This window comes from Streptococcus sp. 2022WUSS135, from assembly GCF_044427045.1.
GTDB classification, from domain to species: Bacteria; Bacillota; Bacilli; order Lactobacillales; family Streptococcaceae; genus Streptococcus; species Streptococcus hashimotonensis.
This window is the reverse complement of the sequence record NZ_JAOTGL010000060.1, coordinates 1-1,489: the sequence shown is the minus strand read 5'-3', so window position 1 is coordinate 1,489 and position 1,489 is coordinate 1. Positions and strand designations below refer to the sequence as shown.

Annotated in this window: 2 protein-coding genes and 1 pseudogene; 2 read left to right on the top strand and 1 reads right to left on the bottom strand. The window is 36.1% G+C overall.

Translation table 11 applies throughout. The features are described from left to right. Positions 1–892: pseudogene (locus tag ODU45_RS09905) on the top strand (tetracycline resistance ribosomal protection protein); the annotation flags it as partial. Between the two features lie 118 nt (positions 893–1,010). Next, the gene (locus tag ODU45_RS09900) at positions 1,011–1,178 is read left to right on the top strand and encodes a cysteine-rich KTR domain-containing protein (RefSeq protein ID WP_000336323.1); all 168 of its coding nucleotides are present in this window, start codon (positions 1,011–1,013) and stop codon (positions 1,176–1,178) included. 59 nt (positions 1,179–1,237) lie between these two features. On the opposite strand, the gene ODU45_RS09895 is transcribed toward ODU45_RS09900, so the two are convergent. After that, the coding region (locus ODU45_RS09895) for a helix-turn-helix domain-containing protein (protein WP_398581233.1) at positions 1,238–1,489 on the bottom strand (252 nt) is incomplete at its 5' end.

The following is a 1,489-nucleotide window of genomic DNA, read 5'->3' as shown; positions in this document are numbered from 1 at the left end:
CCCTCTACTACAAACAACTGTTGAACCGAGTAAACCTGAACAGAGAGAAATGTTGCTTGATGCCCTTTTGGAAATCTCAGATAGTGATCCGCTTCTACGATATTACGTGGATTCTACGACACATGAAATTATACTTTCTTTCTTAGGGAAAGTACAAATGGAAGTGATTAGTGCACTGTTGCAAGAAAAGTATCATGTGGAGATAGAACTAAAAGAGCCTACAGTCATTTATATGGAGAGACCGTTAAAAAATGCAGAATATACCATTCACATCGAAGTGCCGCCAAATCCTTTCTGGGCTTCCATTGGTTTATCTGTATCACCGCTTCCGTTGGGAAGTGGAATGCAGTATGAGAGCTCGGTTTCTCTTGGATACTTAAATCAATCATTTCAAAATGCAGTTATGGAAGGGATACGCTATGGTTGCGAACAAGGATTATATGGTTGGAATGTGACGGACTGTAAAATCTGTTTTAAGTATGGCTTATACTATAGCCCTGTTAGTACCCCAGCAGATTTTCGGATGCTTGCTCCTATTGTATTGGAACAAGTCTTAAAAAAAGCTGGAACAGAATTGTTAGAGCCATATCTTAGTTTTAAAATTTATGCGCCACAGGAATATCTTTCACGAGCATACAACGATGCTCCTAAATATTGTGCGAACATCGTAGACACTCAATTGAAAAATAATGAGGTCATTCTTAGTGGAGAAATCCCTGCTCGGTGTATTCAAGAATATCGTAGTGATTTAACTTTCTTTACAAATGGACGTAGTGTTTGTTTAACAGAGTTAAAAGGGTACCATGTTACTACCGGTGAACCTGTTTGCCAGCCCCGTCGTCCAAATAGTCGGATAGATAAAGTACGATATATGTTCAATAAAATAACTTAGTGTATTTTATGTTGTTATATAAATATGGTTTCTTGTTAAATAAGATGAAATATTTTTTAATAAAGATTTGAATTAAAGTGTAAAGGAGGAGATAGTTATTATAAACTACAAGTGGATATTGTGTCCTGTATGTGGAAATAAAACACGATTAAAGATAAGGGAAGATACTGAATTAAAAAAATTCCCCCTCTATTGTCCGAAATGCAGACAAGAAAATTTAATTGAAATAAAGCAGTTCAAAGTAACTGTGATTACAGAGCCAGACGCAAAGACGCAGAGCCGATAAAATGAGATTAATACAATCTCATTTTATCGGCTCTTTCCGTTATGTATGGATTCTTTTAATTAGTCTTCGATGTTTCTTGCTTCGTTGATACCGCTGGCTAAAGATTCCATTAAGGATAGTTCTTTGTCTGTAAAGCTATCCATGTATTTCTCTATCTGTAATCGTCGGGTGCTTTTTACCAAGTTATTAGCAGGTAAGAAAAATTCATCAACGGAAACATGAAGTAACGATACAAGGTCATAAAGAACTTGTATGCTGGGGTGTTGCCCTTTATTTTCAATATTAGTTAAGTACCGTGGGTCAATTTCAAT